Genomic DNA, 23968 nt, shown 5'->3' with positions numbered 1-23968 from the left:
TATCATATTGTCTATTTTATAACTATTTATAGATGCCTTTCCCTAACAGGCTACTATCTTTGTTTATATGTACAGATAGCTTAAATTAGAACAACGATTGTCCCTATGACTACAGGATAATGTGGTGAATAAAGAAAAACAAGAGATTTAAAAGGAAATTCATGTAAACTTCAATCGAACTTCACATAAACTTCATATCCGAAACTTAATATAAGGATTATTTGTTTTTGTCTAAAAAGAAAGGTTCCCATACTAAATGAAAGGAATCTGGAAGAGGAATTATTATATAGAGTGAAACTTTAATCAGTGGGAGTTTTACTCCTCTAAAATAGCGGAATACAATAAGGTGAGAACGTATGAAGAAAGGGTCTGTTTTGAAATAGATTTATAACGAGACAGGGACATGGTAAATATACGAATAACTTCAACTGATTAGAGTACATAACAAACCGAGGAAAGGTATTATGAAAATAAGACTCCCCCATCAGGGATTCTTAGAAAGAGGGATGGGGGAAGTTCAATAAATAGAAAGTAAGTTCAAACTAATTTGTTTGTATAACTGGATTTAACATATCTGCTACAGTTCCTGTTCCGACACCGCCAATTGTAACAGAGCCACCCGGAGGAATTTCACTATTCCAGCCAGCATTTGTTATGACATAATGATCCTTTTCTTTACGAATTAGTTTCGAATCCCAAAATTGCGTTAAATTTCCATTGTAATCGAATTCTAAATTCCAGTTTTTAATAGGTGTCGTTCCAGTATTTTTAATTGTAATAGAGAAATTATAACCATTGCCCCAATTGGAAGTAACTGCAAATATCACATTCTCAGCACCGTCTGGGGGCGAAGTATTGCTGTCATCTGTTTTAACAGTAATAGAAGAAGGCTGTGATTGGTTCCCAGCGGCATCTTTTGCAATGATAGAGAAAACATATTCTGTGTTTGGTGCTAAACTTTTAATTGTGATGTTATTTGTTGTTGTTGTCCATTTCTCCTTTTCAGAACGAACTTCATATTCGGTAACACCGACATTATCAGTAGATGCTGTCCAACTTAGTTGTACGAAGTTGGCATTTTTGTTGGTCACAACAATATTTTTTACAGTTGTTGGGGGTTCGTTATCCTTTTGCTGAATAGGTCCTCCTAATAGTTCCGTGACTAATGTATCAAGTAACTTTGGACCATTACAGTCATATTTTGAGCTCTTACGACAATCTCCACTTAATTCCCAAAACATTGCCCCGCCTAAATCTTTTGCTTTTATATAATCTGTTTTATGCTTCATAGATTCATTGTCGTCATAGCTAATAAATGTTCCTGTATTTTCGTTGTATAAGTATGGCACTTTAGCGTTGTCATTCCAGTAACGGACAAAACCATTTTTGTTTACATAGTTTGCTGCTAGGTCACCATAATCATATATCCCTGTATCACCGGTAGAATAATCATCCCAAGTACCTTTAGAGGCTAGCTTTCCATCGTTACCTGGTGTACATGGCTGATATTGTCCATTGTTATCTTTCCCACAACTTTTCCAACCGCGACCATAAAAAGGAACACCTAGTACAATTTTATCTGCTGGGACACCTTCATTTTTATAAATTTCTACTGCACCATCTACATAATATTTTGTATCAGCTGCTGGATCCTGAGGATCTTTATATAGTGCAGCATTATGATTGGAAGTAGCTTCCCATCCTCCATGAAAGTCATATGTCATAATATTAATCCAATCTACAATTTGGGAAATCTTTTTAAGCTCTGTATGGTCAGCGTAGCGCTGGCTTGCACCTGAAGCAATTGTTAATAAGTAGGATTTTCCATCTTCAGAGCTAGCTTTATCGAGTGCATTTCGAACATCTTGGAGAAGTAGTGTGAAATTTTGTTTATCTTCGGGACGGTAACTCCCTCCTGGAATTGTTTCAACGCCTGGGTATTCCCAATCTAAATCTACACCATCAAAACCATATTCTCGAATAAAGGCGACAGTAGATTCGGCAAATACTTTTCTCGTTTTTTCATCAGCAGCCATGTCTGAAAAGCGATTAGACCAAGTCCATCCCCCAACGGATATAAGCGTTTTTAAATGTGGATATTTTGCCTTTAATCGCTTTAATTCTCCAAAATTCCCGCAGCGAGCATATTTATCACAATCTTCCCATGTTGTTCCGGAACCAGGAAAGGATTTATTAACATCAGCCCATGGTTCGCCTAATACAAGCGTACCGTCTGGAACATCTTTATTTTGTAGTGGGACGCTAGATTCTTTACATGGCCAAGTTTGTTTATTTGGGTTATCTGGGTGTGTAGAAGGATTGCCGTGTCTGCTATTCCAACAAATATCAGCAAATGCATAGTTTAAATGAGTGAGCTTAGAAGCATCTATATCGGCAACTTGATAGTTGCGGCCATAGATCCCCCACGAAGGGAAATATCCAACGATTTTTTTGCTTGTTGATGACGAATCTGCTAATGCGAAATTTGGAGCTATAAAGTTTGTAAGAAAAAGAGGCAAGAAGAGTAGTAGAGACAGAAGCAAGAGTGAACATTTTTTAATCTTCATTATCATTTCTCCTTTCAAAATTGAAATAGGTGTAATGGCAAAATTGCCGATTAACGAAAACAAACAGACATCACGAGGTCTATACAAGTAACAGGGGGTAATTTCATCGTAGCAAACACCATATTGAGTGTAAACGTTTTATTGCTTGGAAAAAGGTTTTCTCAATATAAAGGAGTGCAGTAAGCGAAGTATGCATACAGTAGGAAGAATAAAACTTAAAAATAAAGGGATTTAGAGAATCATTTGAGAAAGAATTGTTTAGAGAAGAGGCGTTATGAAATGGAAATTCTTTGTATGTTCCTGTAACATAATAGGAAAAGGATGTAAGGAGGGGAGAGTGTGGATGTTTTCTTGCATATTGCTGAGGAAAAAATTCAGCAAGCAATTCATAATGGTGATCTTAATGATTTATCTGGGAAGGGAAAACCACTGCAATTAGAAGATCTTTCAATGGTACCTTCAGAACTTAGAATGAGTTATAAAATTTTGAAGAATGCGCATATGATTCCTCCGGAGATGGAGTTACAAAAGGAGATATTAAAAATAGAGGATTTGATTGCGTGTTGTTATGATGAGTCAGAAACGAAAAAGTTAAAAGCAGAGTTAACGGAAAAAACACTTCGCTTTCAACAGTTAATGGAAAAAAGAAAAATAAAAGGAAGTTCGGCTTTTCGTATGTATCAAAATCAAATCCTTCATAAATTACGGTAAGAGAGCAAGAAATGAAAATGTAGTGAGGTGTAATAGAAAGGAGGGATTGAAATGGGATTTGCAATCGCAGCATTGCTATTTTTCATTTTAATCGGAATGCTTGTAAAAACAGTTCGCTCAAATAATAAAAAAGTAAACCTACATAAAACAGGAAATGGGGACAATTCATCTACTCATATTTCACCTCCCCTCGCTTTATTTGCAGGATCTGATAGCGGGACTTCACATGATAGCGGTAGCTCCCATGATTGTGGAAGTTCTTTCGGAGGCGATGGCTGCTGCGGTGGTGGAGACTGTTAGAAATACGCTCTTTTATGAGTATGTTTCTTTTTAAACAAACGTTTGATTAATTAAGATGAACTGCTATGAAATCGGTGAAACAAATGTTTATCCTGTATATTTACTAGATCATAAATAGAAACATAGAATCGATTCATTAGCTTTAAAAAATATTTTTTCTGAATTTAGGAAATATCACCTTGTAATGAAGATTTTATATTTGTTATCATTAGACTGAACGGTCGGTTTTTTGGAGGGGAATATGCGAAAAAGTGCAGAAGAAATAAAAAAAGAAATTGCATACAAAGCAGAAGAATTATTTTCGCAAAAAGGTTACGCTGCAACATCTATGGAAGAAATTTGCGAAATTACAGAGCGCAGTAAAGGAAGCATTTATTATCATTTCAAAAGTAAAGAAGAACTATTTTTATTTGTGGTCAAACAACATACGTATGATTGGATTGAGAAGTGGAATGTGAAAGAAAAGCAATATCATACGAGTACTGAAAAACTATATGGTCTTGCGGAATTTCATGTAGAAGATACACAACACCCGATTTTTAGTGCGGTAGAAGAGTTTTCTACAAGCCAAGTGGTGAGTAAAGAAGTACTAGATGAAATGCTTACTTTAGCAAGAGCATCATATGGTGTATTTGAAAAATTAATTGAGGAAGGAATCCAATCTGGGGAATTTCGTCAGGATAATATTCGTGATCTTATGTATATTGTAAATGGTTTATTGTCTGGGCTTGGTGTGCTTTATTATGAACTTGATCCTATAGAGATGAAACGAGTTTATAAAAAAGCAATTGATGTATTGTTACAAGGAATGGCAGCTGATTCTTAAATCAGTAGTCTTTCTCTTATAAAAATAGACCGAACGGTCGGTTTATAAGGAGGTTCAAATGAAAAATTTATTTAGTAATCGCGCTTTTTTATTAGTCACGATATCCGATATTTTGCAACAACTTGCTATTTGGATAAGAAATATGGCACTTTTATATTTTGTTATGGAAAGGACGAACAACGATCCTATCTCAGTTTCATTATTATCGGTTATGGAGTATGCACCTATTTTTATTTTTTCATTTGTCGGCGGTGCACTAGCTGATCGGTGGAATCCGAACCGAACAATGGTAGCTGGCGATATGTTAAGTGTATGTTCCATTATAGGTATTATTGTATTGTTAAAAATGGATTATTGGCAGGCCATATTTTTTGCAACGCTTGTCTCAGCGATTGTTGGACAATTTTCTCAGCCTTCATCATCAAAAATTTTTAAGCGTTATGTAGAAGAAAAATATGTTTCAAATGCGATTGCATTCAATCAAACGTTACAGTCATTGTTTCTCATTTTTGGTCCAGTTATAGGGTCTGTTGTTTATACACAATTAGGGGTGTTTACAGCGTTATATAGCTTAATTGGACTCTTTTTGTTATCTGCCCTGGCATTGTCCTTTTTACCAATATGGATTGAAAAAGAGGAAAAAGTAGAGCGTACATTAGGAAGCGATATAAAAGAAGGGTGGAAATTCGTTCTTCAAACGAAAAATGTAAGCATGATTACAGTTGCTTTTGCGATTATCGGTTTAGCGGTTGGATTAACGAATCCATTAGAAGTTTTTCTCGTTATTGAACGATTAGGATTAAATAAGGAAGCTGTTCAATATTTAGCAGTTGCCGATGGAATAGGAATGCTAATTGGAGGTGGTGTTGCTGCTATATTTGCTTCCAAGGTACATCCGAAGAAAATGTTTGTGTTTGGTATGTTTGTATTAGCTCTATCATTTCTCGTAGAGGGAGTATCAACATCATTTTGGTTGACTAGCTTCATGAGGTTTGGAACGGGCATTTGTTTAGCTTGTGTTAATATTGTTGTTGGCACACTTATGATTCAGCTTGTACCAGAAAATATGGTTGGGCGTGTAAATGGTACCATTCTTCCAATTTTTATGGGAGCTATGCTAATGGGGAATGCATTTGCTGGAGGAGTGAAAGAAGTGACTTCAATCATCGTTGTCTTTTGTATAGCAATGCTACTTAGTTTAATGGCAATTTTACCTATTTTACGTATGAATATAGGTAGTGCGAAAGTGACAAATCAAATGGAAAGTACAAAGCAAAATGGTGTTAAAAGCTTTAAATAAAAAGGGGGGATTTACACCCTTTTTATTTAGAACTTTTCGATAACTATATAGACAAAGGATATATTGATATTACAATGATAATTTGCAGACTAGGAGAAAGAATGGAAAAGTTAAATTTACAACTTGTATATGAAATACAATATTCGGAGCAGTAGCTAAAAAGTATAGAGATTGATATACTTCCGCTAAGTTAACATTAATTTACTTATTAGTACCACTCCTAGGTTCTTTAAAAAAGTTAGATGCAATGCAACAAACTATTCCAGTAATTAGAATACTATATTTCACCATTTTACTTGTATGCTCAAATAAATTAATTCCATTAAGTATTACAAGACCCCAAAACACTTGAGTCGCTCCAAAACCTAATAATATTCTTCCTGTTTGAGAAAATTTTCTCACAGTCTCCCAGTTTCCTGATATATGTAAATTGCATCGTGAAAACTAAAAATGAATGTTTAAAAATAAACTTTCTGCAAGTTTATGGGTTATTGGTATGCAATTGTATGAGTTAAGTCGCAGCTTGTTGAAGATTAGGAACGGATCAGCAGTAAGAGAAAAAATAAAGTTAGTGTAGTATGTTTGTAGTAGAAGTAAGTTTAGTGGTGCTTGTGTTTATATGATTGACGTGCAAATGCATTTGTTTCATTTTGCTTTTTACAGGCGCATCGTTCGTTTTAAACAAACGTTTGATTAGTTCGTTTGCACATAGCGTAGAATGAGTCATATTGTGAAATGGAGAAGAAACAGAAAGTGAAAAATAAAAGAAAGCTAGCATTCTGTTTTTATAGCTGCAAGATGAGTTTTCGTTATTAAACTTGCTGTTAAAATTGGAATGATTCATACGCTTCGAACGTGGTTCGAAAGTATATTTTCAAACTAAAAAATGCCACTTTTTTCATTATAATGTTTCTAATTTTGGCGTTGGTGGTGTAACGGAAGTAGTGTGTTCAGGTACGCGTGTTAGTATGAAGCCCCCTAGAATAAATAAAACCGTAATACTTAATACACCTGTATTTGTTTTTCCAGTTAATTGGGTTGTAACACCGACGAGTACGGGACCGATAATTGCAGCAAATTTACCAAAAATGTTATAAAATCCAAAGAACTCATTTGCGGCGTCTTTCGGTACTAATTTAGCAAAATAGGAACGGCTTAATGCTTGAATTCCTCCTTGAGAAGTTGCGACAAGCATAGCAAGAATCCAAAAGTCTAACGTTGTTTTTAGAAAATAAGCATATATGCAAATGATAATATAGATGATGATGCCGACATATAACATTTTTCTTCCTGTAAACATTGCAGAGAGTTTTCCGTATAGTAAAGCGAATGGACAAGCTACAATTTGTGTGACAAATAAAATGATAAGGAGATTTGTTGCACTAATACCAAGATCTGTTCCATAAGCTGTCGACATAGTAATAATCGTATCCACTCCATCGATATAGAAAAAGTAAGCGAGTAGGAATATAAAGACGGTTCGATATTGTTTTATGTTTTTAAAAGTATTTGTTAAACGCTTAAAACTCATAACAATCGGTTTTGATTCTCTTTCAATATAGTGTCTTTGTTCTACATTCTTTAGCATGGGAATTGTAAATAGTCCCCACCAAAGAGCTGTAATCGCAAAAGAAATTTGACTCGCTATGCCTGCTGATAAGGGAATGATTCCTTTTTGTGATAACATAATAAGAGCAATACAACCGATAAAGGGGATGGTGCTTCCGATATAGCCTAGTGCAAATCCGCGCGTTGAAATTTGGTCCATTCGCTCTTCTGATGTAACATCGACTAAAAATGCATCATAAAAGATATTTGCACCAGCAAATCCGATTAAAGCGAACATATAACAAATGAGTAATAGATACCATTGTGAAGTAGGAACGATAGCTAGCATACTTGTAAATAGAATGCCCAGACTGAAAAAGAAGATGAAAAAGCGCTTCTTAAATCCTTTATAATCGGCAACGGTGCCAAGTATTGGCGCAAGTATAGAAATGAGGAGTGTAGAGATAGAGTTTGCATATCCCCAAAATGCTGTTGAAGTTGCACCGGATAAACCAGCTTCTTTTGCCGCAGATTTAAAGTAAATAGGAAAGAGTGCGGTTGTAATGACAAGTGAATATACTGAATTGGCCCAGTCATACAATATCCAGCTTTTTTCTTGCCTAGATATTTTTTTCATAAAGTGTTCCTCCTTAGTATGTTCTAATAGTAGTGTACAAAAACATAACAGATAAAAAGAGAAACAGAGATGAATTTTACATAATTTTTACATATACACATTTTTCTTTACAATTGTAGTAAATCCTCTATTACAGTTCCATCCGTTTTGCCAAGGTGTAATCCAAGTAAGCGTGCAATGGTAGGGCCCTCATCAATAAGTCGCATATATGGAATGACAACTCCTTGTCGAATTCCTTTTCCACCCGCTATAAAGATTGTTTCATAGTTTGGTTTTGTAGGAGAATAACCATGTGTACCGAATGTATACTTTTTATTAGAAATTACATCGTTCTTTGTAATTTCTTTTATAAAATCTCCGGTGTAACTTTCAGTGAAATAATAATCTTCCTGAGCTTCTAGCATAAAAAGACAATTGCCATCAGCGCCATATTCTTTTGCCGCTTCATCATGAAGAATAAATTCAATTCCATTTTGTTTATTTTGAAGAAGGGTCTCAAGAAGATGTTGAACAGTTTGAATCGTTTGTATATCATTTTTATCTTTTACATACACGTAAGCTGAACCGTCACAACTTTGACAATATGCTTTCCAATGTGTGAGTTTGCCCCTTTGATTAATAGAAATGAGTCCTTTTTGATGAAAGAGAACGTTTAATTGAATTGCTTTACTTTCATTTAGAGCACTGTGATCACCGAGTGCGATAATGGTACTTTCTTCGTATATCCCACTTGCTTGTAAAGCCTTTGTTATTTTTCCTAACCGCTCATCGTGCCGTTTGATAGCCGCCTCTGTTTCAGGAGAACGAAATCCGTGATAATGGCGTTGCGTGTCTAAATCTGTAAAATGGACAAACATCACATTAGGTTTTTTCGTTTGAATCGTATAAACAGCGGAAGCAAGAACGAAATCATCGAGTTCTGGTTGCGATAATCCTTTTCTAATATGACCAAAACGATGGTTAAGTTCGAGCTGATAAAGCAGACTGCCGCTAAATAATGAAACTAAAATTTGATTTTGCCATGGTCTATTTGGAAAGATTTCTGGTAGGTTATAGTCTATTTTCGCTCTTCCCGTAACGGGCCATAGAAGTGCTGCTGTCGTTAAATTTGCTTTTCGTGCTTCGTCATATAATGTTGTTCCTTTAATGGAACGCCGATACCAATGCCAATCTGGTGATTCTCGCCCTGGTTGAAGTAAAGTATTGCACACAACGCCATGTTTACTAGGATAGTTGCCAGTTACAATCGTAGCGTGGCTTGGGTATGTTAACGAAGGATAAATTGTTTCCACCTTTTTGGCGATTGCTCCTCGCTGCATAAGAGATTGAAAATGGGGAAGCTCTTGTAATATAGGAAAATCTAAGGCTGATAAACAATCGAAAGATAAAATGATGACATGATTCGTTACTGCTGTATTCATTATCGTGTACACCTCCTCAAGATTTCATTTGTTTTTATACTCCTATTAAAAGGAGATTACAAAGATGGTATGAACAAATTCAAATATTTACTTTCAGAAAAATCAAACATAAAATAAGGATACGAAAGTAAATGAAAGGAGGAATGAAATGGATGGATTTGAAGTCTTTTATATCATTGGAGCGATGACCATTGTTATCGTATTTACTGTTTCGTTTTTGTTAAAAAAATTGTTTCCAGCAAAATCATTTGATATTATATTTGCACTTGTCGTAATCCTTCTTTGCATAGCTTTTTTGTTAGTCACAATTTTCGTTATTGGTAGTTGGGAAGGACTGGGATATGGTATAGCATGTTTCTTTATATTATTGGGAACACTTATTGGTATGATTGCTCATCAATTTTTTAAGCTTTTTCGAAATACATCTGTATAGATTAAGTATAAACGTAGAAGAGAATGAAAAGAATATAAAAAAATTAAGAAAATTAACTATTGTTTTAAAAAATAATTTATATTATGATGATAGGAAAATTTATCTTGTTATAACGATGAAAAAGGACTAGTACATATCTCATCTTTTTCTCAGAGAGGGAATCCATTGGCTGAAAGATTCTTAAAAAGGCGATATGGAACCTACCTTTGCGTTCTGCATATGCGGCGGGAAATTCCCGTTATCAAAAAAGAGAGCATGTACAACTTTTGTGCATGAATCAGGGTGGTAACGCCGGCAAAAGCTCGGTCCCTATTTCGGGACGCGGGCTTTTTTTTATGTTTTAAAGGAGGGGAAAATATGAAAAAAGAACAAGTGCAAGCCATTACAAAGATGGAGGAAGATTTTGCTCAGTGGTATACCGATATTGTGAAGAAAGCAGAACTGGTTGATTATTCAAGTGTAAAAGGTTGTATGATTTTACGTCCATATGGATATGCATTATGGGAGAATATACAAAAAGTGCTGGATGAAAAATTAAAAGCATCCGGTCATGAAAATGTGTATATGCCAATGTTTATTCCAGAAAACTTACTTCAAAAAGAAAAGGATCATGTGGAAGGCTTTGCACCTGAAGTAGCATGGGTTACACATGGAGGAGATGAGAAGTTAGGGGAAAGACTTTGTGTGCGTCCAACATCTGAAACATTATTTTGTGAGCATTTTTCAAAAATTGTTCAGTCTTATAATGATTTACCTAAATTATATAATCAGTGGTGTTCAGTTGTCCGTTGGGAAAAAACGACGAGACCATTTCTTCGCACAACTGAATTTTTATGGCAAGAAGGTCATACAATTCATGAAACGGCAGAGGAATCGCAAAGGGAAACTTTAAATATTTTGAATGTATATGCTTCATTTTGTGAAGAGTATTTAGCAATTCCAGTCATTAAAGGGAAGAAAACGGAAAAGGAAAAATTTGCAGGAGCAAAAGCGACGTATACAATTGAAAGTTTAATGCACGATGGGAAAGCACTTCAAACAGGAACATCTCATAATTTTGGTACAAATTTCTCTGAAGCATTTGAGATTAAATATTTAGATCGGAATGGAAAATGGCAATATGTACATCAAACATCTTGGGGCGTATCCACAAGAATGATTGGGGGGCTTATTATGGTTTATAGTGATAATAATGGACTTGTTATACCGCCAAAAGTTGCACCAGTGCAGGTGATGATTGTGCCAATTGTTCAGCATAAAGAAGGGATATTGGAAAAAGTAGCAGAGTTAAAAGAGCGAATTCAACAAGTTGCACGTGTAAGAATAGATGCGAGTAGTAAAACACCAGGATGGAAGTTTAATGAGTATGAAATGAAAGGTGTGCCAATTCGTTTAGAAGTTGGTCCAAAAGATATCGAAAAAAATCAAGTAGTACTTGTTAGACGAGATACGAAGGAGAAAGAATGTGTATCAATGGATCAATTAGAAGAGCGGATTGTATTGGTACTTAATGAAATTCATAATTTCTTATTTCAGAAAGCAAAGGCATTTCGTAATGCAAACACATACAGCGTTACAAGTTTTGATGAAATGAAGCAAGTAGCTAATGCAAAGCAAGGGTTTATTAAAGCGATGTGGTGCGGCGACCTTACATGTGAAGAGAAATTAAAAGAAGAGGTAGGCGTGACATCGCGTTGCATACCATTTGAACAAGAGCAGTTAGCGGAAGAATGTGTATGCTGTAACAAAAAAGCGAACAATTTAGTCTATTGGGGAAAAGCATATTAATGTATGTGACTTAGTCTGGAAAAGAATCTTACGTGTAGAATGAAGATCCTTTTTTTATATGAATTTCGATTCGTTATAATTAAGTATAGAAAAGTAAGGGTACTGGGAGATGAAAGAAAATGAAACATTATATTGCAGTTGATATTGGTGGTACACAAATGAAATATGGAGTGGTGTCAGAAGAGGGAACAGTGCTAGTACATCATGCAGTTCCGACAGAAATCCATTTAGGTGGGGAGCAGATTGTTCAAAAAATGATTCATTTATCTCATCATTTAATGAAACTTCACGATATCTCTGGCATCGGCATTAGTACAGCTGGAATTGTCGATATTCATAAAGGAATTATAACAGGCGGAATAGATCATATACCAAATTATGCGGGCATTCCAATTATTGAGAGATTACAAAATATATTGAATGTCCCTGTATCTATAGAGAATGATGTAAATTGTGCAGCATTAGGAGAAAAATGGAAGGGGGCCGGACAGCAAAGAGCAAACTTTATTATGCTTACGCTAGGTACAGGAATTGGTGGTGCAATTATCATTGGTGAGAAATTGTATCGTGGTCATTCATTTAGTGCGGGCGAATGGGGGAATATGCGAATAGAAGGGGAAAGATTTGAAGAAGTTGCATCTATTTCAGGATTAATTCGCCTTGTAAAGCAATATAAAAGTGGCGGTCAGTGGGATGGGAAAAGAATCTTTGAACTATACGATAAGAAGGATAAAGAAGCAACGCAAGCTGTTCAAAAATTTTTTCAGCATTTAGCGATTGGAATTAGTAACCTTGCTTACATTTTTAACCCAGAAGCAATCATTATTGGGGGAGGGATTACCGCAAGAGGGAACGTCTTTTTAGAAGAAGTGAAAAAAGAAGTAAAAGAATACTTGAATAGAGAGAGTTATGAAAACTGTGAGATTGAGCTTGCGCAACATGGTAATCATGCTGGAATGATTGGAGCAATTTACCATTTATTACATCCATCTAAATAAATAATACAAATGTTTTCATAATAATTGAAAATTTATTCTTTTTTTCAATCGACAAGAAATGCTACAATATAAGAGAAGAATACAATATTTTCCCTTTTCGGGAGAATATCTTGTAGAAAGGAAGAAACTTCATGCCTATTATTTTAGAAAAAGGACAGAAGATTGATTTAACGAAGGGACAACCAAAAGTAGCAAAACTACAGGTTGGTTTAGGATGGGATCCTGTGGGACAATCAGGTGGATTTCTCTCTTCCTTATTTGGCAGTAAACCAAACATCGATTGTGATGCATCAGTAGTTATGCTAGAAAACGATCGTTTTGTGAATAAGAATGATCTCGTTTATTTTGGGAATAAGCTTTCTGCTTGTGGGAGTATTATTCATTCAGGTGATAATTTAACAGGTGAAGGAGAAGGCGATGACGAAACAATTTTCGTAGAATTGCATAAAGTTCCAAGTCGTATTAATCGTTTAGTGTTTGTTGTAAACATTTATGATTGTGTGAATCGTCGTCAAGACTTTGGAATGATTCAGAATGCGTATATTCGTATTCAAAATCCGCAAACGCGTGAAGAATTAGCACGTTACAATTTATCTGAAAATTACGGTGGGAAAACGACATTAATTGCAGGTGAAATGTATCGATACGGAAATGAGTGGAAGTTCTCTGCGATTGGGGAAGGCACACAAGATAAAAATTTAAGTGAGATTGTATCTCGTTATCAGTAATTGAGTTTAAGGAGGAAGAATAAATGGCATCTATTTCATTAAAAAAAGGACAAAAGGTTGATTTAACAAAAACAAATCCAGGATTATCTAAAGTACTTGTAGGTCTTGGATGGGACACAAATCGTTATGATGGACAACATGATTTTGATTTAGATGTTAGCGTTTTTCTAGTAGGGGCAAATGGAAAAGTTTCCGGAGCGGAAGACTTTGTATTCTATAACAATCCAAAGGGCGCAAATGGTTCCGTACAACATTTAGGAGATAATCGTACAGGCGAAGGAGACGGCGATGATGAAGTAATTAAAGTAGATTTAAAGAATGTTCCTGCAAGTATTGAGCGCATTTGCTTTACAATTACTATTTATGAAGGAGAAGGTCGCAACCAAAACTTTGGACAAGTATCTAACTCTTTCGTACGCATTATAGATGAAGAAAAGAACGCTGAATTAATCCGCTATGACTTAGGAGAAGATTTCTCGATTGAGACAGCGGTTGTTGTTGGCGAGTTATATCGTCATGCTGGCGAATGGAAGTTTAATGCGATAGGAAGTGGATTCCAAGGTGGATTAGGTGCATTATGTAATAACTTTGGATTAGATGTAGAGTAATTAGGTTCATATATATAGAATGACAATAGAGGTGAAGATAGATGGCGATCCAGTTGCAAAAGGGACAGAAAATCGATTTGAGTAAGACAAGCCCTGGTCTAAAAAAAGCAATAATCGGCCTTGGGTGGGATATTAAGGCGTATGATGGTGGATCTGATTATGATTTAGATGCATCAGCCTTTTTACTAGATGCACATGGAAAATGTACGAAAGAAACAGATTTTATTTTCTATAACAACTTGCAGTCTCCTTGTGGATCTGTTTTACATACAGGTGACAACCGTACAGGTGAAGGAGAAGGCGATGATGAGCAACTTATTGTAGACTTAACAAAAGTTCCAGCGGATGTTCAAAAAATAGCTTTTACAGTTACAATTTATGATGCGGAAAGTCGGAATCAAAACTTTGGACAAGTCGCAAATGCGTTTGTTCGTTTAGTAAATGAAGAAACAAATGAAGAAATTTTACGTTTTGATTTAGGAGAAGATTTTTCCATTGAAACAGCAGTTGTTTTTTGTGAATTATATCGTCATAATGGACAATGGAAGTTTAATGCGGTAGGAAGTGGATTCCAAGGGGGATTAGGTGCGCTTGTAAGAGCGTATGGCTTGGATGCATAAGAAGGAAACGAACTTCGTTTCCTTCTTTTTGCCCTTTCTATAAATCTAGCAAAGAATAGGGGATAATGGTAAGATGAGCGTTTTACAAGGAATCCTTGATACGTATGCCCAATTTTTTGATTTGGACATGTGGATTAGAGTATTACAAGATCCAGTATCTTGGGGCTTAATTGGTACACTTGTTGTACTTGAAGGATTATTATCTGCTGATAATGCACTTGTGTTAGCTGTAATGGTAAAACACTTGCCGGAAAAGAAGCGTAAAAAAGCATTATTTTATGGTTTAATTGGTGCATATGTGTTCCGATTTATTGCAATTGGAATCGGGATGTTCTTAATTAAATTATGGTGGGTGAAAGTACTTGGAGCCCTTTACCTTGCATGGCTTTCTATCAAGTACTTTATTGACAAACGCAAAGGTGAGAGTGAAGAAGAAGAAGCTCATGGTATGAACCAAAATAGCGTTCTCTTTAGAATATTTGGTGTATTCTGGGGAACAGTTGTCATGGTTGAGCTTATGGATATTGCATTTTCAGTAGATAGCGTTCTTGCAGCTTTTGGTGTATCCAATGAAGTTTGGATTCTATTATTAGGTGGAATGCTGGGTATTTTAATGATGCGTGGTATTGCAGGTGTATTTTTAAGATTATTAGAACGTGTTCCTGAACTTGAATCGACAGCGTATATTTTAATTTTAATTATTGCAGCGAAGATGTTACTATCTGTGATTCATATTGAAGTACCGCACTGGTTATTCTTTATGATTTTAGTGATCGCATTTAGTGCAACATTTATTTTGCATTATATGCGAAAAGGACAAGCCAGAGAGGAAGTTGCGGCTACGAAGGAAGACGATAAATAATTGACTTGGGTTTGCTCGTTATACGAGCGCCCATTTTTTATAATTAAAAATGGTATAATAAAGAAATAAATGAATGAATCTTTTTTAACAGCAAATGTTTTTGGAGGTGAACCTTCGTGTTTTCGCGTTTTACACTTCATCCACACCCTTTAAAAGAAGAAGCTCATTTACAGCTATTCGAAACAATTTTAGAAAAACGTCCGCAATATGAGTTAACAGAAAATGAAATGAGATTTAGCTATATAGCCTGTCGTATTCTTGGAGTTCCTAATGATGTCGATGAGTATTTTAATGAATTATATGATTATAGTGAAACAAAAGGAATTCATGTATTGTATGAACAAAATTTAGATAAAGTCATTGATTCTGAAAAACTTCGTCAGATTCAAGAGATATTTGCTGTGCATCAAGAAGCGCCAAATGGTCTTACTGTGAATCGGCTTGTTGCACACTTATCGGGGAAACAATTGTTACCAAAAGTAGAGAATCCAGATTTACAGTACTATATACATAGTACTTTTATTTCTATATTGAAATTATATGAGAAGCAACATAATCAATCATTAAAAACAGAAGGATTTCGTCGCTTCTTAATTGATATAATCAAATTAAGTGAGAATTATATAGCTAAGTGGTTCTCTACAATTCACTATAAAAAACAAATGCCACGTATTATTTGGTATGGTGATGCAAAAGAGAGCCGCATCTACTTTTTATATTTTCTTATTATGCTTGGATGTGACGTTTTATATTATCATCCAGAAGGAAAAGATGTTTTGGAAAGTATTGATGAAGAGGGGCGAACTTTTGTATTCTCTCATCCAGGACGCATTTCATTGGAGCCATTTCCAGACCGCCGCCGTGAGCGCGTTGCAACAGTGGCATATCAAGCATCGAAGGAAATTGAACAAGTGCTTCATCATGATAATTCACTCTTATATAGACCGTGGCAATTCCGCATGTATACACCCGTAGCACGTACACTCAAGACAACATACGATGAACTTTTCATTCTTACAAAAGAAAAGGCATTTGTCCGCCCGACATTTTTTGTAGAGAATAAACATATTTATATTCCTTCTCTATTTGCGAAAATATCAGGGGTTTCCAAAAGTGAAAAAGAATATTTTCAGCGATTAAAAGCTGTTACATCGTTTGATAATAGTCTATTAATTAATAGATTTCCATTTACAAAAGAACAAAAAGCTAACTTTCAATTTCATTATCGAGATGCATTAGATCGAGCCGGGAAATTACATCCAGATCAAATTATGAATAGTCATTGGTGGCCACATAAGCGCCTGCCTGAAGGACTGCAACATGGTATCGCAGAAGCTATTATTCATACATGCGAAAGCGATCTATTTAAACCAATTGGAAAAGAAACAAAACAAGATGTTGCATTATATGTTTTTGCGCAACTTTCTCAAATTCCACCTCATATTTTAGAACTTCTTGAGAAATTCGATTATTCACAAGAGGTGCCAAAAATTGTTATATTTAACAATGAGAAGAGTGGGGAATTAACACGTTCTGACGCAGTGTTATTGTTATTTTTAAACCAAATTGGGATTGATGTACTACACTTCAATCCAACAGGAAGAAATGATATTGAGCCCTATATTGCAGAAGCAGCATTTGATTCCCATTGGCTTGAGGAAGTGAATTTCAATCTTGAATTTCATGGTGCATCAGCTTATAAGAATTTATCTCAAACAATTAAAGGGCTATTTCGTCCATTTTTATAAGGAAAAGGAGAAATGTATATGAAGAATCCAGTTATACTTGATTCTAAAACAGAATTAACGGAACAAACGGCACAAGATGTGCGCATGCAACTTAGACAGGATCCAGAAGTTCAACGAATTTATAATGCCATTGATATTAAAGATCAGCTGGAATTAATTGAGCTTGGTAAAGAGCCTTCAATGGAAATTTCTCGCTTTGCCGATCAAATTTTACATACAATGTCATTAGCGAAGGTCGAAGATTCCGGTGATTTACTGAAACAACTTGGTAAAATTATGGATAAATTTGATAGTAAAGATTTTGCGGAAGAAAAAGGTGGATTTTTCTCTCGTATGTTTAAAAAAGCAGATAAATTGATTGAACAAATCTTTAGTAAATATCAAACAATGGGGCGCGAAATTGACAAAGTATATGTGGAAATTACGAAATATCAAGATGAAATGAAAAAATCAATCGGTACGCTAGACGGTTTATATGATCAAAATTTAAAGTACTATTTAGACTTAGAGAAGTACGTGGTCGCAGGCGAAATGTTGTTAGAACGTTTAAATACAGAATTAATTCCTATGTATGAAGAACGGGTGCAAAATAACGACCAATTAGCAGGAATCGAGTTAGAATCTCTTAGAAACTCTGTTGAAATTTTAGAGCAGCGTATCGATGATTTGGAAAAAGCTCGTATGGTTGCATTGTTAACAGCACCACAAATTCGGATGATTCAACGTGGTAATAATAAATTAATTGGGAAAATCAATACAGCCTTCATTACTACAATCCCAATCTTCAAAAATGGAATTATTCAAGCTGTAAATGCAAAGCGTCAAAAACTAGTTGCGGATTCAATGGCCGAATTGGATCGTCGTACAAATGAGCTTCTTAAGAAAAATGCCCAAAATATTGCAACACAAAGTGTAGAGGTTGCGAGGTTATCTGGGTCTTCGAGTATTAAAATGGAGACGTTAGAAGAAACTTGGAATATTATTTCAAGGGGCATGCAAGAAACACGGCAAATTGAAGAACAAAATAAGCGGGAACGTGAAGAAGGGCGTAAGCGTATGGCTGAGCTTACAGAGAATATTAAAAAAGAATTGCGAGGATAAACAAAAAGCGATGAGAAACTTAACTCATCGCTTTTTCACTTTTCTTGAATAATTTTATTACTTCGTTAACGATAAGAGGAATCATGCTTAGAAAAAGTACAAATCCCCAATCTTTTAATGTTAAAGGGTGTACGCCAAATAGATTTGCAAGAGGTGAAATAGAGATGATACACACTTGTATAGCGACACCGATTAGCAGTGAGAAAACTAAATATTTATTTGTAAAGAGTCCAATTGAAAAAATAGATTTCGTACGTGATCGCAAGTTAAATGAATGAACAAGTTGAGAAAAACTTAATACAACAAAAGCCATTGTTTGTGCATGCAATAAAGCATCTTCATGAATATAAGCTGGAAAAAGATTTGTATCACCTGTATAGAGCTTTGTACCAACAATAAAGGCGATTAAAGTCATCATTCCAATTACCATACCATTTAGAACAAGAAAAGGGATGCTTCCGCTAAATAAACTTTCTTTTGCCCTGTGAGGTTTCTCTTTCATTACTTCAAGGTCTTCAGGATCAACACCGAACGATAAAGCAGGAAGTGTATCAGTGATTAAATTGACCCAAAGAATATGAATAGGACGCAGCGGTGTCGCCCATCCAAGTAATATAGCTAAAAAAAGTGCAATAATTTCCCCGAAGTTACAAGAAAGAAGAAAAAGAATTGCTTTTTTATGTTGCAATAAATGTTTCGGTCTTCTTCAACGGCTTTCACAATGGAAGAAAAATTATCGTCTGTTAATACCATATCAGCTGCGCCTTTAGCAACATCTGTTCCTGTGATTCCCATCGCCACCCCAATATCGGCTTGTTTTAAAGAAGGAGCGTCATTTGCACTGTCAACAGTCATAGAGACGATATTTCCTTTTGCACGCAGAGCTTTAACAATTTTTACTTTATGTTCTGGAGAGACGCGGGCAAAAGCATGTAAATGATGTATTTTATTATAAGCACCTTCAGTAAAAAAACATGTAGTGATATGCGTGAGGAAATAATCTACGATGAGGTTCTATCTTCATTGTATCGTACTTTGGCTTTGGGGGATGCGGAATAAAGTGATTTCATGAATTTGTTGGAATTCTATAAAATAAGCTGTGAAGAAATATTCTTCACAGCTTGTCTTCGCTATTTTTTCATTAATGTACCTAATTCTTCTGTAATAGCTTGCATTTCACTAATACTGAATGTTTCACGTTTCATAACATGATCGTAAATGTCGCGTAAATCTTCGTACATATCTTCGTCAAAGTTCGCAGCTTTCATGGCACCTGCATTGACCATACGTAATTTTTCTTTAATGGCTTCTACCATATGTTCAACATTTTCTTGTGACTTTACGGATAAATCCACCGAAGTGTCCCCCTTTAAAATAACATAAGATTATCTTAACATTTTTTATCATTTTCGTTAATGAAACTTTTCAATCCTATTAAATTAGTAGGAATTTCCTTTATAATTAATCATTGGTTGTTTATACTATATGTATATAAGAAAGCAACAAGAAGGGAAGAACAAATGTGATTCAAGTATTGTTTGTTTGTCTTGGAAACATTTGTCGGTCACCTATGGCAGAGGCGATTTTTAGAAAACTTGTTAGAAACGAAGGGTTAGAAAATGAGATTCAAATTGATTCTGCTGGGACAGGAGATTGGCATATTGGACAGCCGCCTCATAAAGGAACGCAAAAAATTTTAACAGAAAATGAAGTCTCTTTTGAAGGAATTAAAGCACGTCAAATAGAAAAAGAAGACTTAACAAAGTTTGATTATATTATTGCCATGGACAATAGGAATATAGTGGATTTAGAAAAAATCGGTAAATGTGGAGGCTATATTGGTAGACTGTCCGATTTTGTTCCAGATAGTGGCTGGACAGATGTTCCTGACCCTTATTTTACAGGGAACTTTCAAGAAGTATACGACCTTGTAACAGAAGGGTGCGCAAAGTTATTAACATTCATTCGCAATGAGCAAGGAATATGAGTGAGTTTAGAAAGACATACTTTCTAACATAAGAAAAAGAAAGGGTGAAGGAATATGGCAAAAAAGAATAATATAGCTCGAAATATTGCAATTGGGGTAGCAGCAGGTGTAGCAATTTCTATGTTAAAAAAAGAAAATCGTGAAAAGGTAAAACAAACAGCAGAAAAAGCAAAAACAAAGATGATTGAAATTGGTGAGAATGCGAAAATAAAAGAAAAAATGCAAACTGTTACAGATAAAGGGCGCGAGCTTGCTGATTTTAATGTAGTAAAAGCTAAAGTAGCAGAAATAAAGAAGTTAACGCCGACTGTTGTGGATACAATAAAGGAAACGAAAGAAATCTTTACTAAGAAAAAAATCCATTCAGAAGAGAAGCCGGAAACAATTGAAATTCAGGCTGCTCCTGTAAAAGCTAAAGAGTTAAAAGCGGAAGAAGAGCCAGTGGTAGCTCAAGACGGTGGTATGAAAGAAGCACGTGAGTTACTTATGAAGGACTCTCAGACAGAGGAAAAGAAAACAGAAGCATATGTGGAATTAAAAGAGAATAAAGAAGAGAAGAAAAGTGTTTAAGGACAAATGAAAAAAATTCTAGAAAAAGCAAGAGGAAATCGTGTCTATTCGTTTGGAAAAGATTTATATGATCGAACGATGCGAGATGATGTAGCGGGCTTAGCAGCACAGCTCGCTTATTTCTTCTTGCTTGCTATTTTTCCTGGGCTTGTTTTTGTAATCACGCTTCTTGGATTTATTGACCTTCAAACAGAGAATGTGCTCAACTTATTGGAGCCTTATGTGCCTGAAGAGGCAATGAACTTAATTGAAGTAAATGTAGATCAAGTAATAAATAATCAAAATGGTGGATTACTATCATTTGGTTTATTATCAATGCTATGGTTTGCTTCAAATGGTGTAAATGCAGTGATGAATGCATTTAATCGTGCTTATGATGTAAAGGAAACGCGCTCTTTCATTGTAACAAGAGCTTTGTCTATTGTATTTACACTGGCGATGATTTTTATGATCGTTTTCGCCTTAATTGTGCCTGTTTTTGGACAAGTAATTGGAGCCGCTGTGTTTAAAGTGCTCGGTTTATCAGAAAGTTTTTCTTTCGTATGGAGTATTATACGATTAGTAGCGAGCTTTTTAGTTTTATTCGCTTTATTTAGCTTCTTATATACATTTGCACCTGATCGCAAATTAAAAAGAAGAGAAGTTATATCCGGAGCATTATTTGCAACAGTTGGATGGATTGTCGTATCGTACTCATTTGCCTATTATGTAGACAAGTTTGCAAATTATGCCAATACATATGGTGGCCTTGGTGGTATTATCATTTTGATGTTGTGGTTCTATTTGACTGCTTGGGTCATTTTACTAGGTGGAGAAATTAATGGATTACTTTACTTTTACCGTACTAATGACAATAATTCCCGGAATGAAAAGTAGCCCCTTGTTCCATAATAAAAAGGAATAGGGGGGATTATGATGAGTAATAATAAAAAGAATCATAATAACAAAAATAATGGGAAACAAAAAAGTAGTTCACATCCGAAGCATAAAACGAGCGGTAGTGCGAATGGACAGAATGGTTACCATTAAAATAAACGGGTTCTCTCAGAGGACCCGTTTATTTATTGCCTTTTAATAATCGTAAGCCATTAAGGATGACGAGAATGGTACTTCCTTCATGCCCGATTACGCCGAATGGAAGAGCTAAAAGTTGTAAAAAGTTAGAGCAAATAAGCATAGCAATGACGGTTAAAGAAAAGATAACGTTTTGTTTTACAATACGATTCATTCGTTTTGATAACCGGATGGCTTGAGCGAGACGAGATAATTCATTTTTCATGAGAACTACGTCGGCAGTTTCTAAAGCGACATCTGTTCCTTCTCCCATTGCCACTCCAATGCTGGCAGTCGCTAATGCAGGAGCATCATTAATGCCATCTCCAACCATTGCTACGGTTCCATATTTTTCTTTTAGTTGTTTCACTGTTTCTACTTTCGTTTCCGGTAAACAGGATGCGTAATACTCTTTTATATTACTTTCTGTTGCGATCGCCTTAGCTGTTTGTTCATGATCTCCAGTAATCATAATGGCTTCCACACCAATGCTTTGTAAATCACGAATAGCTGCAATTGTTTCTTGTCGAAGCGTATCTTTTAAAGCAATAAGTCCAAGAATGCATTCATCATCACGAATATAGACAACCGTTTTACCTTCTTGTTCCAGTATAGTAGAAATACCGTTATGGAATGTTTTTGTATCTTCACCTATAAAATCTGCTTTTCCGATTTTATAAGCTTTGTTTGCCACTATTCCTTTTAATCCAAATCCAGTGACATCTTCTACATTTTCTGGTTTGTAGAGTGTAATGTCATATGTTTGTTTAGCATATTTAACAATTGCTTCTGCTAAAGGATGGGTAGAATGACTTTCAATTGCTGCTATGATAGAAATCAATTCTTTTTTTGCTATTCCTTCGCGCACATATATGTCGGTGACGATTGGCTTACCTTGTGTTAATGTTCCTGTTTTGTCAAAAGCAATTGCTTTAACAGAAGCAAGGCGTTCTAAATGAATACCACCTTTAAACAAAATACCGTTTCTTGCACCATTAGAGATTGCTGATAAAGTTGCTGGTGTAATAGCAGCAACAAGCGCACAAGGAGAGGCAACGACAAGTAAAATCATTGCACGATAAAATGTTTCATTCCAGCTCCAATCTAATAAAAAGTGAGGAACAAACATCATAAGAGCAACAATAAACAATACGCCTTTTACATATGTTCCTTCAAATTTTTCAATAAATAGTTGTGACGGTGATTTTTCACTTTGTGCATTTTGAACGAGGCGGATGATTTTTTGGAACAATGTTTGATCGCTACGTTTTGTAATATTTACTTCAATTGCACCACGTAAATTGACAGTTCCCGCAAATACTTCATCACCCAATTTTTTTTCATTTGGAATTGGTTCACCAGTAATCGCTGCCTCATCAATATTGGTCTCACCTTTATGGATGATGCCATCAGCAGGAACGCGCTCACCCGGCTTAATTAAGATCGTATCATTCACTTGTAATTGTTCCACAGGAATGCGTTCTTCGTTGCCATTTGAAATGCGCAAGGCTTCCTCAGGTTGTAAGTCCAAAAGTGCTGAAATTTCTTTGTGACTTTTGTTTAACGTGTAAGATTCCAAAGCACCACTTAAGGCAAATATAAATATGAGGATAGCGCCCTCTGTCCAGTATCCAATAATAGCAGCGCCGATAGCAGCAAAGAGCATTAACATTTCTACATTTAATTCCTTCTCAGCAATCGTATCTTCAATGCCTTCCTTTGCTTTGGCATACCCTCCAATTATATAGGCTAAAATGTAAAAGGTTACGCCAACTGTTGCCATTTCATTTTTTGTGAATAACCAGCCAGTTAAAATGAAAATACCTGATAGGATTGCAAAGATGAGTTCATAATGGTCTTGCAATGTTTTCAACCAAGATAAGGGAGATACATTTTTTGTTGGTGGTAATGTTTTTACTTCTGAGTTCATCCTTATTCACTCCTTCTAAATTCTTATTGAGAAAAAGAATCAAAATCGAAATCCTTATAAAACGACGAAAGCTGCCATCCATACGGATAGCAGCACTTTTTACAGAAATTAATTTTAATAGTTATTATGTTGTAATTGCTATATATTATATCACATGTTTTCTTTTTATGATACGTTTTTACTTATACAAAAAATTGAAAAACTTGTGTTTTTTCTTTTTCTTTGATATATA

At 35.3% G+C, this 23968-nt stretch carries 22 protein-coding genes, 1 pseudogene and 1 other annotated feature; of the genes and pseudogenes, 16 read left to right on the top strand and 7 right to left on the bottom strand.

Translation table 11 applies throughout. The annotated features are described in order from the left end of the window. Window positions 1-542: 542 nt before the first annotated feature. Window positions 543-2567: a glycosyl hydrolase family 18 protein gene (locus MR059_RS13360; protein WP_242161870.1), complete on the bottom strand. Its 2025-nt coding sequence runs from the start codon at window positions 2565-2567 to the stop codon at window positions 543-545. Window positions 2568-2906: 339 nt separating this feature from the next. Between MR059_RS13360 and MR059_RS13355 the strand changes: the two genes are divergently transcribed. From MR059_RS13355 to MR059_RS13340, 4 genes are all read left to right on the top strand, one after another. Next, on the top strand, window positions 2907-3278 hold the full coding sequence (locus MR059_RS13355) for a DnaJ family domain-containing protein (protein WP_011983490.1): 372 nt from the start codon (window positions 2907-2909) through the stop codon (window positions 3276-3278). A 51-nt stretch (window positions 3279-3329) separates the two neighbouring features. After that, window positions 3330-3578 carry a hypothetical protein gene (locus MR059_RS13350; RefSeq protein WP_011983491.1) on the top strand — a complete coding sequence of 83 codons (249 nt, stop codon included), beginning with the start codon at window positions 3330-3332 and terminating at the stop codon, window positions 3576-3578. A gap of 241 nt (window positions 3579-3819) precedes the next feature. Then, entirely contained in the window at window positions 3820-4404 is a 585-nt protein-coding gene (locus tag MR059_RS13345) for a TetR/AcrR family transcriptional regulator (RefSeq protein WP_011983492.1), read from the top strand. A gap of 58 nt (window positions 4405-4462) precedes the next feature. After that, window positions 4463-5704 (top strand): MFS transporter, encoded by a 1242-nt coding sequence (locus tag MR059_RS13340; protein ID WP_011983493.1) that lies wholly within the window; start codon window positions 4463-4465, stop codon window positions 5702-5704. A 201-nt stretch (window positions 5705-5905) separates the two neighbouring features. Here MR059_RS13340 and MR059_RS13335 read toward each other — a convergent pair whose 3' ends face one another. The 3 genes from MR059_RS13335 to MR059_RS13320 all read right to left on the bottom strand — a co-directional run bounded on the left by MR059_RS13335 (window position 5906) and on the right by MR059_RS13320 (window position 9310). Next, on the bottom strand, window positions 5906-6106 hold the full coding sequence (locus MR059_RS13335; RefSeq protein WP_242161869.1) for a hypothetical protein: 201 nt from the start codon (window positions 6104-6106) through the stop codon (window positions 5906-5908). A 499-nt stretch (window positions 6107-6605) separates the two neighbouring features. After that, a complete protein-coding gene (locus tag MR059_RS13325) occupies window positions 6606-7889 on the bottom strand; it encodes an MFS transporter (protein ID WP_011983494.1) in 1284 nt (427 codons plus the stop codon). 107 nt (window positions 7890-7996) lie between these two features. Next, window positions 7997-9310: an alkaline phosphatase family protein gene (locus MR059_RS13320; RefSeq protein ID WP_242161868.1), complete on the bottom strand. Its 1314-nt coding sequence runs from the start codon at window positions 9308-9310 to the stop codon at window positions 7997-7999. Window positions 9311-9458: 148 nt separating this feature from the next. On the opposite strand from MR059_RS13320, the gene MR059_RS13315 reads away from it, so the two are divergent. The 9 genes from MR059_RS13315 (at window position 9459) to MR059_RS13275 (ending at window position 18196) form a co-directional block, all read left to right on the top strand. Beyond that, the gene (locus MR059_RS13315) at window positions 9459-9743 is read left to right on the top strand and encodes a YesK-like family protein (protein ID WP_011983496.1); all 285 of its coding nucleotides are present in this window, start codon (window positions 9459-9461) and stop codon (window positions 9741-9743) included. Between the two features lie 106 nt (window positions 9744-9849). After that, window positions 9850-10057: a binding site (T-box leader), on the top strand. 43 nt (window positions 10058-10100) lie between these two features. Continuing rightward, window positions 10101-11531 (top strand): proline--tRNA ligase, encoded by a 1431-nt coding sequence (gene proS / locus MR059_RS13310; protein WP_242161867.1) that lies wholly within the window; start codon window positions 10101-10103, stop codon window positions 11529-11531. Window positions 11532-11650: 119 nt separating this feature from the next. Further along, window positions 11651-12529: an ROK family protein gene (locus MR059_RS13305; RefSeq protein ID WP_011983498.1), complete on the top strand. Its 879-nt coding sequence runs from the start codon at window positions 11651-11653 to the stop codon at window positions 12527-12529. 131 nt (window positions 12530-12660) lie between these two features. After that, window positions 12661-13257 (top strand): TerD family protein, encoded by a 597-nt coding sequence (locus MR059_RS13300; RefSeq protein WP_011983499.1) that lies wholly within the window; start codon window positions 12661-12663, stop codon window positions 13255-13257. 23 nt (window positions 13258-13280) lie between these two features. Next, window positions 13281-13865: a TerD family protein gene (locus MR059_RS13295; protein ID WP_011983500.1), complete on the top strand. Its 585-nt coding sequence runs from the start codon at window positions 13281-13283 to the stop codon at window positions 13863-13865. A 41-nt stretch (window positions 13866-13906) separates the two neighbouring features. After that, window positions 13907-14485, top strand: coding sequence for a TerD family protein (locus tag MR059_RS13290; protein WP_011983501.1), 579 nt, complete (start codon window positions 13907-13909; stop codon window positions 14483-14485). Window positions 14486-14558: 73 nt separating this feature from the next. Next, window positions 14559-15347: a TerC family protein gene (locus tag MR059_RS13285; RefSeq protein ID WP_011983502.1), complete on the top strand. Its 789-nt coding sequence runs from the start codon at window positions 14559-14561 to the stop codon at window positions 15345-15347. A 116-nt stretch (window positions 15348-15463) separates the two neighbouring features. Beyond that, entirely contained in the window at window positions 15464-17095 is a 1632-nt protein-coding gene (locus MR059_RS13280) for a YceG family protein (protein ID WP_242161866.1), read from the top strand. Window positions 17096-17113: 18 nt separating this feature from the next. Next, window positions 17114-18196 (top strand): toxic anion resistance protein, encoded by a 1083-nt coding sequence (locus MR059_RS13275; RefSeq protein WP_011983504.1) that lies wholly within the window; start codon window positions 17114-17116, stop codon window positions 18194-18196. Window positions 18197-18215: 19 nt separating this feature from the next. Here MR059_RS13275 and MR059_RS13270 read toward each other — a convergent pair. Then, a pseudogene (locus MR059_RS13270) lies at window positions 18216-19147 on the bottom strand (HAD-IC family P-type ATPase); the annotation flags it as partial. A 179-nt stretch (window positions 19148-19326) separates the two neighbouring features. Beyond that, on the bottom strand, window positions 19327-19551 hold the full coding sequence (locus tag MR059_RS13265; RefSeq protein WP_011983505.1) for a DUF1128 domain-containing protein: 225 nt from the start codon (window positions 19549-19551) through the stop codon (window positions 19327-19329). A gap of 167 nt (window positions 19552-19718) precedes the next feature. Between MR059_RS13265 and MR059_RS13260 the strand changes: the two genes are divergently transcribed. Genes MR059_RS13260 through MR059_RS13250 form a run of 3 tightly spaced genes read left to right on the top strand, consistent with a single transcriptional unit; the run spans window position 19719 to window position 21629 of the window. Next, on the top strand, window positions 19719-20183 hold the full coding sequence (locus tag MR059_RS13260; RefSeq protein WP_011983507.1) for a low molecular weight protein-tyrosine-phosphatase: 465 nt from the start codon (window positions 19719-19721) through the stop codon (window positions 20181-20183). Window positions 20184-20237: 54 nt separating this feature from the next. Beyond that, window positions 20238-20753, top strand: a complete 516-nt coding sequence (locus MR059_RS13255) for a DUF4075 domain-containing protein (RefSeq protein ID WP_011983508.1) — start codon at window positions 20238-20240, stop codon at window positions 20751-20753. Between the two features lie 6 nt (window positions 20754-20759). After that, entirely contained in the window at window positions 20760-21629 is an 870-nt protein-coding gene (locus tag MR059_RS13250; protein ID WP_011983509.1) for a YihY/virulence factor BrkB family protein, read from the top strand. Window positions 21630-21810: 181 nt separating this feature from the next. Here MR059_RS13250 and MR059_RS13245 read toward each other — a convergent pair whose 3' ends face one another. Beyond that, window positions 21811-23736 (bottom strand): heavy metal translocating P-type ATPase, encoded by a 1926-nt coding sequence (locus tag MR059_RS13245; protein WP_087094411.1) that lies wholly within the window; start codon window positions 23734-23736, stop codon window positions 21811-21813. Window positions 23737-23968: the final 232 nt, after the last annotated feature.

Origin of the sequence: Bacillus cereus group sp. BfR-BA-01522, from assembly GCF_022662635.1 — a bacterium.
Lineage (GTDB): Bacteria > Bacillota > Bacilli > Bacillales > Bacillaceae_G > Bacillus_A > Bacillus_A cytotoxicus.
This window is presented reverse-complemented; position numbering and strand designations above follow the sequence as displayed.

What these genes read in the sequence shown, in the direction of transcription:
- MR059_RS13360 (WP_242161870.1), bottom strand. Translation starts at nt 2,567, where the DNA reads ATGAAGATTAAAAAATGTTCACTCTTGCTTCTGTCTCTACTACTCTTC.
- MR059_RS13350 (WP_011983491.1), top strand. Translation starts at nt 3,330, where the DNA reads ATGGGATTTGCAATCGCAGCATTGCTATTTTTCATTTTAATCGGAATG.
- MR059_RS13345 (WP_011983492.1), top strand. Translation starts at nt 3,820, where the DNA reads ATGCGAAAAAGTGCAGAAGAAATAAAAAAAGAAATTGCATACAAAGCA.
- MR059_RS13340 (WP_011983493.1), top strand. Translation starts at nt 4,463, where the DNA reads ATGAAAAATTTATTTAGTAATCGCGCTTTTTTATTAGTCACGATATCC.
- MR059_RS13325 (WP_011983494.1), bottom strand. Translation starts at nt 7,889, where the DNA reads ATGAAAAAAATATCTAGGCAAGAAAAAAGCTGGATATTGTATGACTGG.
- MR059_RS13320 (WP_242161868.1), bottom strand. Translation starts at nt 9,310, where the DNA reads ATGAATACAGCAGTAACGAATCATGTCATCATTTTATCTTTCGATTGT.
- MR059_RS13315 (WP_011983496.1), top strand. Translation starts at nt 9,459, where the DNA reads ATGGATGGATTTGAAGTCTTTTATATCATTGGAGCGATGACCATTGTT.
- proS (WP_242161867.1), top strand. Translation starts at nt 10,101, where the DNA reads ATGAAAAAAGAACAAGTGCAAGCCATTACAAAGATGGAGGAAGATTTT.
- MR059_RS13305 (WP_011983498.1), top strand. Translation starts at nt 11,651, where the DNA reads ATGAAACATTATATTGCAGTTGATATTGGTGGTACACAAATGAAATAT.
- MR059_RS13300 (WP_011983499.1), top strand. Translation starts at nt 12,661, where the DNA reads ATGCCTATTATTTTAGAAAAAGGACAGAAGATTGATTTAACGAAGGGA.
- MR059_RS13295 (WP_011983500.1), top strand. Translation starts at nt 13,281, where the DNA reads ATGGCATCTATTTCATTAAAAAAAGGACAAAAGGTTGATTTAACAAAA.
- MR059_RS13290 (WP_011983501.1), top strand. Translation starts at nt 13,907, where the DNA reads ATGGCGATCCAGTTGCAAAAGGGACAGAAAATCGATTTGAGTAAGACA.
- MR059_RS13285 (WP_011983502.1), top strand. Translation starts at nt 14,559, where the DNA reads ATGAGCGTTTTACAAGGAATCCTTGATACGTATGCCCAATTTTTTGAT.
- MR059_RS13275 (WP_011983504.1), top strand. Translation starts at nt 17,114, where the DNA reads ATGAAGAATCCAGTTATACTTGATTCTAAAACAGAATTAACGGAACAA.
- MR059_RS13255 (WP_011983508.1), top strand. Translation starts at nt 20,238, where the DNA reads ATGGCAAAAAAGAATAATATAGCTCGAAATATTGCAATTGGGGTAGCA.
- MR059_RS13250 (WP_011983509.1), top strand. Translation starts at nt 20,760, where the DNA reads ATGAAAAAAATTCTAGAAAAAGCAAGAGGAAATCGTGTCTATTCGTTT.
- MR059_RS13245 (WP_087094411.1), bottom strand. Translation starts at nt 23,736, where the DNA reads ATGAACTCAGAAGTAAAAACATTACCACCAACAAAAAATGTATCTCCC.